The sequence below is a fragment of the Geobacillus sp. LYN3 genome (assembly GCF_003064505.1).
Classification (GTDB): domain Bacteria; phylum Bacillota; class Bacilli; order Bacillales; family Anoxybacillaceae; genus Parageobacillus_B; species Parageobacillus_B toebii.
Genome location: NZ_QCWL01000001.1, coordinates 2915422 through 2922681, shown reverse-complemented (window position 1 = coordinate 2922681; position 7260 = coordinate 2915422). Strand labels below are relative to the sequence as shown.

Here is a 7260-nt window from a genome sequence, read left to right as displayed (position 1 = left end):
AATATTCACATCATAGACAGGAAATACAAAAAATATTCAGCTCACTTGATCATGTGGCTGAATAGTTACATTATCGCTAAATAGGGAAACATAGATGAAAAAGGAGGGTGTTTGCGATGATTGAAATTCCTTCACGATTAGAAGGAAAGACGTTTCCGTTATATAAGCTGGAGCAGTTGTTAAAACCGCTTGGTTATACGATTGGTGGAAATTGGGATTATGATCATGGTTCGTTCGATTATAAAATTGACGATGAAGCAGGATATCAATTTTTGCGCGTTCCGTTTGAAGCAATTGACGGGCAGCTCGATTCCCATGGAACAACCGTCAAGCTCGGCAGGCCATTTTTATTGTCCCATAAGTATCAAATAGGGATTGATGACTACGCCGATGGCGGCAATCTTGGCGCAGCTTTTAACCAATTTGCGGAGCCGCAAGACCCTGATGCGACGTTTCCGGAAAAATATATTGACATTGGAAAAGCGCTTGTCAAAGATTTAGAAAGCCAACTGCTTGATTAAGTCATGATCACGAACAAGCGGTCTCCCTTTTCGATCAAAAAATGTGGAGAAGGATTTATATATCCTTCTTCTCCCCTCATTATACCGATTAAAATTATTTGTTTGTCTAATAATATTTGGCTGATTTCAAAAAATGTTTTTCCGATGAATAATCCTTCCGCATCGATAAGCTGTAGTTTTCTATTATGAAGTTGATGAAGCAACTCTTCCGTCGCTTTCGATACCCCTGGCGACTGAAGGCTGTTTGCCATCGCAAAGCTTGACAGCAAATTGGTCTGAATGACTTCATCGGCGCCAGCCCGCTTTGCGTTATTCACTTGCTGTTCTGTTAAAATTTCAACGATTGCATATATACAAGGATTAAGTCCTTTGGCCGCCAACAATGTTAAAATCGAATCTTTATCTGCTTCTGCTTCATTTTTATGCTGATCGGCTGTAATTAAAATCATTTGCGCTTCGGCAATGTTCGCTTTATGAAGCACATCATCGTAACTGGCATTTCCTTTAATAAAATGAACATTTTTATAGGAAACCGGAAGTTCCTGTAAAGTAGCATCGATAATCACGCATCGAAGCGATGAGTGATATTTCGTTAATTTTGCTATTACCTCGCGCGCCCGTTCATTCCAACCGACAATGATGATATGCCCTTTCTGCATGTAACGTAGCTGCCCGCTCGATAACATAGACTCTTTTGCCGCAGCGGCTGCGGATAATGTAGCGAAATAAGTGGTGATGACTCCCGTTCCTAACAAAATGAGGGAAATGGCGACAATTTTCCCGGCAAACGTCTTCGGCACCATATCGCCATAACCGATCGTCGCGGTTGTCACAATGGCCCACCATATTCCATCGAATACATTGCGAAATGTAGATGGTTCAACGAAATGAATCAATGTTCCGAAAAAGACGATCATTATACTTCCAACTAACAACAATCGTACCAAAACAGGAAGGCGTAAATACGATATTAGTACATCCCAGTTTTTCATTGGTTTCCTCCAAATATAGATCGTTTTACATAGCTAGTCTTTACCGTTTTGCACATTTTTTTGCATAAAAATTCCTCCCTGTTTCATACTACATCATGATAATTACAACAAGGAGTATGTCATTTTGAACGATAATTATGGTATTCTTTTCTGTAGAGGCATATTATTCCATAAGGTGGAGATACGATGATTCGAAATGCAAACAGAGAAGATTTACCAGCAATCGTTCAGATATACAATGAAACGATTCCGACAAGAATGGTAACAGCAGATCTCGAACCAGTGACTGTTGAGAGCAGGGAAGCATGGTTTTTCGCGCACGATCCGCATACGCGCCCGATCTGGGTTGTGGAGCTGGACGGTCATGTGTGCGCATGGCTTAGTTTTCAGTCATTTTATGGGCGGCCGGCATATCGTCATACAGCGGAAATTAGCATTTATATTTCCGAGGCATATCGGGGAAGAGGAATTGGCACACAGCTTCTTCAAAAAGCGATTGAGGAAGCGCCTAGTTTGGAGATAAAAACCCTTTTAGGGTTTATTTTTGCGCATAATGAGCCAAGCTTGCGGCTTTTTGCCCGCTTTGGCTTTGAAACATGGGGGCATCTCCCGAAGGTTGCGGAGCTAGAAGGGATCGAACGGGATTTGATCATTGTTGGCAAAAGAATTGTATAGAATACGGTGGGATTGGACAATTGTAATAAAGAAATACACCGTAGAAAGAGGGAAATGTATGGATGTGATGCCGGTTCGCTTATTTACGATTCAAGACGGGGAAGGATTTGTCGCTGATGCGTTTCAATGTCCGGTAACAGGCAATTTAATTTATAAGTCATCAGGAACCCCTTCGGTGATTGCTTATAACGACTTGACGGAAGAGCAAATAGAGAGGTTAGAGAAATATGGCTTTAAGCGGCTAAATGGCGCTTCTTTCTCCACAGCGGCTCATTTGTCCGAGCAGTCGGTGATTGAAGAGTTGCTGCCGGAGCAGTAACAGGTCCCGGTAGTCATTATAAAACAAAAGGAGCTAGTTGTTAGCTCCTTTTGTTCGTTCGGGGCGGGATGCTGCATATAGCCGTATCATATTATTTGCGGGCGAAAGCGTAAATAATGATAATCGCAACTGCGCCAATGAGCAAGTAAAGGAATGAATTTGTTTTGTCGGACTCTGCATCGTGCTGTTTTTGCTGGTCATCGTGCTGCGCTTCATTTTCTTGTGCCGGTGAGTTTGGTGCGGGTGTTGTTTTTTTGCTTTCCGTTTTTTCTTCCGCTGTTTGCTGCTGACGGGAGGAATCAGGTTTTTGCGCGGATGAACGGCCATACATTCCCGCGCCGTTTCGTTTCGCCTCCGCCATGGCGTCGCGGATTCGACCTTCGTATTTATAATCCCCGTAATCGTAAAAGTCTTCGACCAGTCCTGCTTTGGTCACTTCTTCCTGAAGCAATTTGTCTCCTACCCACACCCAAGCGAGCAAGCGATGATACTTATCAAACAGCGTGCTGCCGTCAGTTTCCAATGTGATGTTTCCTTGTTTTAAGAGGGAACAAGTAAATCGGCTTGCTTCCTTTCCATACGGCTCGACTTCGATTGTACTTTCCGGCGTATCGATGAATAGAAAGCGGGTTGTATATTCGCGGCCATTGACGATAAACTTTGCTGTATCTCCATCAATGCACTCTACTAATGTTGCAGGATATTTTTTTCCTAATCGCAATGTGGCCGATGAACTTGATTTCGTTGCAGGGACTCCGCCCAGCGTATGCCCTTCTAGGTCAATTTTATCCACCGTCAGCTGTCGGGTGCACTTGGCGTTGCTATTGTATTTTTTGACTAATTGGACAAGCTCTGCTTTATTTTTGGCCTGCATGGCAAGCGCTGTCGGTTCATGCAGCAAGTATACGCAGTCTGAATTGCGGAAATGTCCGCCTAGTTCGTCAAGAGTTCCTGGATGGGCGAAGCTGCTGGTTGGAAAAAAGAGAATGAATAAAGCTGCTGCCAGCAAATTTGCTAATTTTCTCATCTGCTTATACCTCCTTCAATATGAGTCAACGCGCAATTTTTATATATGATCGTCCTTTTGTAATGTAAAAAAGAAAGCCCTTGCCATGCAAGGGATCGGCTTGTCGATTTTGTCGACAAGTTGATTCATGATGTTTGCCGGGTGCTTTTTTATTGGCTGTTTTCTAAAAGATTATTGCTAAATAAAAATGACCCCCTATCTAGATAAAAAGGAAAAACCCTTGCCACGCAAGGGTTTCTCGAATGGAGCATACCGGGTTCGAACCGGTGACCTTCGCGCTGCCAGCACGACGCTCTCCCAACTGAGCTAATGCCCCATTTTCACGGAATATTATTGTCCGTTTTTATTATATATACGCCTTTTTTGAAATGCAATACAATTTTATCTAATTTTTGTTTAGAAGGATTAGGCGCTTTCTATATCGATATGGACGATCGAATCAATGGTGCGAATGGCATAGTAGACGTCGGCAGCGGCGCGTTTTTGGTCAACAGATGCTTTTAGTTTAATTAAATGATGGTTGTCGTCTAAGTCTTTAATACGCATTGTCTTAATATCGATATTTTGCAATTTGAGTTTGTGAATTACGTCGGCAATATTTTTTGCATCCGCAACGGTGATTTGTAGAAGAATTTCTTTTTCTCGCAATTGTTTTGGTCCAAAAAAACTGATTATAACAGGAATTAGCTCAACACTCACAATTAATAGCGCAACGCCAAATGCAGATTCTAAATAGAATCCGGCACCGACTGCGATTCCGATGCCAGCCGCTCCCCAAATGATCGCAGCGGTTGTCAGCCCAGAAATACTATCGTTGCCGCGCCGTAAAATGACTCCTGCCCCGAGAAATCCGACTCCTGAGACAATTTGAGCGGCAAGGCGGAGTGGATCCATCGTAATATGATTTTTTAGAGGAAATACATAAGCAGATTCAATCGATACAATGGTTAATAAGCAGCTGGAAATAGAAATTACTAAACATGTCTTTAGACCAACGGGTTTGCGTTTTAATTCTCTCTCTAATCCGATAATCATTCCTAATATAGCTGATATTCCTAGTTTGATAAAAGGATCGAAGTTCATATATGATCACCTCTTCTGTTTGTATGATGGTATAATCATGATAAAACGTTTTAAGGGGGATGGACAATGAAATCATCAAGTTTATGGAAACCATACTTTGCATTGTTTGTCGGAGTAATCTCCGTATCTACTTCCGCCATTCTTGTGAAATGGGCGCATGCTCCTGCCTCCGTCATTGCATTTTATCGTTTGTTTTTTACTGTGCTATTCATGACACCACTTTTTGTGAAATATGTTTCCGAATTAAAAATGATCTCGAAACGAGAATGGATATTTTCCATCATCTCTGGTGTGCTCTTAGCGTTTCATTTTATTCTTTGGTTTGAGTCATTAAACTATACTTCTGTAACGAGTTCGGTTGTACTTGTAACGTTACAACCGTTGTTTGCATTTATTGGCGGATATGTCTTTTTTAAAGAACGATTGACAGCGGGAGCGTTTCTTAGCGCATTATTAGCTATTGTTGGAAGCATTATCATTAGTTGGGGTGACTTCCGAATTAGCGGTAAAGCATTATTTGGTGATATACTAGCGCTTTTGGCATGTGCAATGGTAACAGGGTATTGGCTGTTTGGTCAAGAGTTACGAAAACGCCTGTCATTAATGACATATACATATATTGTATACGGAATTAGTTCTTTGACGCTCTTTCTTTATGTGCTTGCTTTTCAATTTCCGTTGTTTTCATATAGAAAAATAGATTGGATTTGCTTTATTTTGCTGGCGATTGTGCCAACGTTGCTCGGACATTCACTGATGAACTGGTCGGTAAAATGGGTAAGTGCTGCAACCATTTCGATGAGCATTTTATTTGAGCCAGTCGGTGCAACAATATTAGCTTACTTTTTGCTTGGAGAGATCATTCAACCGTCCCAATTGATGGGGGGGATTTTCATTTTAACAGGAATCGGAACATATTTGTGGGGAGAAAATCGAAAAGGGTCGCTACCAATACAAGAAAGTAGCTGACCCAAGCGTCCCGGTAATGAAATATTTCTTGTTAATGGGAAGACGATAGCCTCCGGGGGTGCTAGAAAACTGAGATAAATAAATAAAATCGACTCTTGTCGTTTGCGGAAGCAAGTAGGCTGATTTTGTAGCATCTTTTTTCCTTTTTTTATTTAAAGCGGCGATGATTTCTTCTGACGTTTTAATCCCGATTCCATGCCCGTAATGCAGGTCGTTTCCTAAATAGATCGTATTTTCTCCCTGCCACTGCGGCGTTTGCGGATCGAATTCAGGGTTTTTAAAATAAAGACAGTCGCCTGGGAGATAGTCTTCTCCCTTTTTTGTTTTTACTCCTAAGTCTTGATCGACATGCCAATCGTATAATAAGAGATTGGAAAACAGCCTATTAAATGTCTGTTTATCCATAACATCCAATACTGCCTTGTAAAACACGATAACGATGGCGGTAGCGCACTCAAAGGCGTATAAATGGCTGTTTATGAAAATATCGTTTATCGCATCTGAGGGAAGCACGCCTTCTTTTAATTGGAAACCTCCCAACTCATTTTTTATCCAAAATTGCTCATTGCATTTTGAAAGACGAAAAATAGCAAACCTTACTTTGCTTTTTGCGAGCGAGATGGCCGTATCGATAATGCGATCGCGCAAAATAATTTCAAACAAAAGTTGATGTTCGTTTTTATATACGTAGGTTTCTGGTGATTTTAATAATGCTTCAAATATTTTTTCTTGCTTTTTTGAAAGAGAAGAATGCGCGAGAAAGTCGTTATACACAATCGTATCTTGAATTTTAATCATATTTTCCTCCTTAACAACAAGTTATTCACATGTTATTCACAAATTATCCACATTATTAACATGAGAGGAGATCGGCTCATTTAGTAAATTCAAAGTAAGATGTTTTGTTTTTTATCGAACGAATCGATGAAAAACGGCAATATTATTTAATTTATATGTATGAGATATGTGTAATTATTATGTTATAAAGCGGTGTATAGTTGATTTGTAATAAATAATTCGGTTAAAGTTGTAATCGTAAACAGTTGAAATGAGAATGTCCAATTCCGATTGTTGTGAAAAAGTTAATTGCGCCATTTAAATAAATTTGAAGGAACAAAAAAATATAAAAAAGGGGTTGCATTTTTTAGATTAAGGTGTTATATTAAATAGCGTCGCTAATGAATTAATTGAACAATCTTGATAACGAAAAAAATTAGTTGACAATAAAAAAACGCTGTGATATTATTAAGAAGCTGTTTTGAGTAGCAAATGTTCTTTGAAAACTGAACAAAACGAAGCGTCCACAACGAAAAGCGAAGGCGAGCGCCTAACGCCGAAAGGAAAATGTTCTTCCGATGAGACATGCTTGCATGTCGACGAAGGAAGGTTATTTTCCGCAAGGCGTTGTGAGCCGGAGCTAGACAATAAGAAAAGCTGAAGCGCCGCGATCAGCTCTCGAAGCCAAATGTTCTTCACCCGCTGAAGTGCTTGCACTTCGAGGGGGAAGGTTATTTGGCACAAGAGAGCTAGGCGCTGAAGCTGGACAATAAGAAAAGCTGAAGCGCTTGACACCTTCGGTGTCGGTGCCGAAGCTTAAGAGATTAAGCCAATCAACTTTCTTTTTGGAGAGTTTGATCCTGGCTCAGGACGAACGCTGGCGGCGTGCCTAATACA

8 protein-coding genes and 1 tRNA gene are annotated in these 7260 nt (G+C 40.8%); 4 read left to right on the top strand and 5 right to left on the bottom strand.

The genetic code is table 11. The annotated features are described in order from the left end of the window. The first annotated feature begins 116 nt into the window (after window positions 1-116). Complete coding sequence (locus DCC82_RS15260) at window positions 117-521, top strand: YugN-like family protein (protein WP_015864930.1); 405 nt, start codon at window positions 117-119, stop codon at window positions 519-521. Here the strand turns inward: DCC82_RS15260 and DCC82_RS15255 are convergent. Beyond that, window positions 518-1513 carry a potassium channel family protein gene (locus tag DCC82_RS15255; RefSeq protein WP_015864929.1) on the bottom strand — a complete coding sequence of 332 codons (996 nt, stop codon included), beginning with the start codon at window positions 1511-1513 and terminating at the stop codon, window positions 518-520. The two genes, DCC82_RS15260 and DCC82_RS15255, sit on opposite strands and share 4 nt — an antisense overlap. 186 nt (window positions 1514-1699) lie before the next feature. Here DCC82_RS15255 and DCC82_RS15250 point away from each other — a divergent pair, with 186 nt between their 5' ends. Both DCC82_RS15250 and DCC82_RS15245 read left to right on the top strand, forming a co-directional pair. Continuing rightward, a complete protein-coding gene (locus DCC82_RS15250) occupies window positions 1700-2188 on the top strand; it encodes a GNAT family N-acetyltransferase (protein WP_089098054.1) in 489 nt (162 codons plus the stop codon). A gap of 58 nt (window positions 2189-2246) precedes the next feature. Next, window positions 2247-2507, top strand: a complete 261-nt coding sequence (locus tag DCC82_RS15245) for a hypothetical protein (protein WP_015864926.1) — start codon at window positions 2247-2249, stop codon at window positions 2505-2507. A gap of 91 nt (window positions 2508-2598) precedes the next feature. Here the strand turns inward: DCC82_RS15245 and DCC82_RS15240 are convergent, their stop codons facing one another. The 3 genes from DCC82_RS15240 to DCC82_RS15230 all read right to left on the bottom strand — a co-directional run bounded on the left by DCC82_RS15240 (window position 2599) and on the right by DCC82_RS15230 (window position 4617). Continuing rightward, window positions 2599-3534, bottom strand: a complete 936-nt coding sequence (locus tag DCC82_RS15240; RefSeq protein ID WP_015864925.1) for a thermonuclease family protein — start codon at window positions 3532-3534, stop codon at window positions 2599-2601. A gap of 243 nt (window positions 3535-3777) precedes the next feature. Continuing rightward, window positions 3778-3850, bottom strand: a tRNA-Ala gene (locus DCC82_RS15235). Between the two features lie 89 nt (window positions 3851-3939). After that, window positions 3940-4617, bottom strand: coding sequence for an MgtC/SapB family protein (locus tag DCC82_RS15230; RefSeq protein ID WP_015864924.1), 678 nt, complete (start codon window positions 4615-4617; stop codon window positions 3940-3942). 66 nt (window positions 4618-4683) lie between these two features. Here DCC82_RS15230 and DCC82_RS15225 point away from each other — a divergent pair, with 66 nt between their 5' ends. Continuing rightward, window positions 4684-5586, top strand: a complete 903-nt coding sequence (locus DCC82_RS15225; protein ID WP_062677764.1) for a DMT family transporter — start codon at window positions 4684-4686, stop codon at window positions 5584-5586. On the opposite strand, the gene DCC82_RS15220 is transcribed toward DCC82_RS15225, so the two are convergent. Next, entirely contained in the window at window positions 5563-6384 is an 822-nt protein-coding gene (locus DCC82_RS15220) for a protein-glutamine gamma-glutamyltransferase (protein WP_081189112.1), read from the bottom strand. The two genes, DCC82_RS15225 and DCC82_RS15220, sit on opposite strands and share 24 nt — an antisense overlap. Window positions 6385-7260: the final 876 nt, after the last annotated feature.

Bases quoted from the DNA above. Each gene is read 5' to 3' on its own strand.
- DCC82_RS15220 (WP_081189112.1), bottom strand. From the start codon at position 6,384: ATGATTAAAATTCAAGATACGATTGTGTATAACGACTTTCTCGCGCAT.
- DCC82_RS15245 (WP_015864926.1), top strand. From the start codon at position 2,247: ATGGATGTGATGCCGGTTCGCTTATTTACGATTCAAGACGGGGAAGGA.
- DCC82_RS15225 (WP_062677764.1), top strand. From the start codon at position 4,684: ATGAAATCATCAAGTTTATGGAAACCATACTTTGCATTGTTTGTCGGA.
- DCC82_RS15250 (WP_089098054.1), top strand. From the start codon at position 1,700: ATGATTCGAAATGCAAACAGAGAAGATTTACCAGCAATCGTTCAGATA.
- DCC82_RS15255 (WP_015864929.1), bottom strand. From the start codon at position 1,513: ATGAAAAACTGGGATGTACTAATATCGTATTTACGCCTTCCTGTTTTG.
- DCC82_RS15240 (WP_015864925.1), bottom strand. From the start codon at position 3,534: ATGAGAAAATTAGCAAATTTGCTGGCAGCAGCTTTATTCATTCTCTTT.
- DCC82_RS15230 (WP_015864924.1), bottom strand. From the start codon at position 4,617: ATGAACTTCGATCCTTTTATCAAACTAGGAATATCAGCTATATTAGGA.
- DCC82_RS15260 (WP_015864930.1), top strand. From the start codon at position 117: ATGATTGAAATTCCTTCACGATTAGAAGGAAAGACGTTTCCGTTATAT.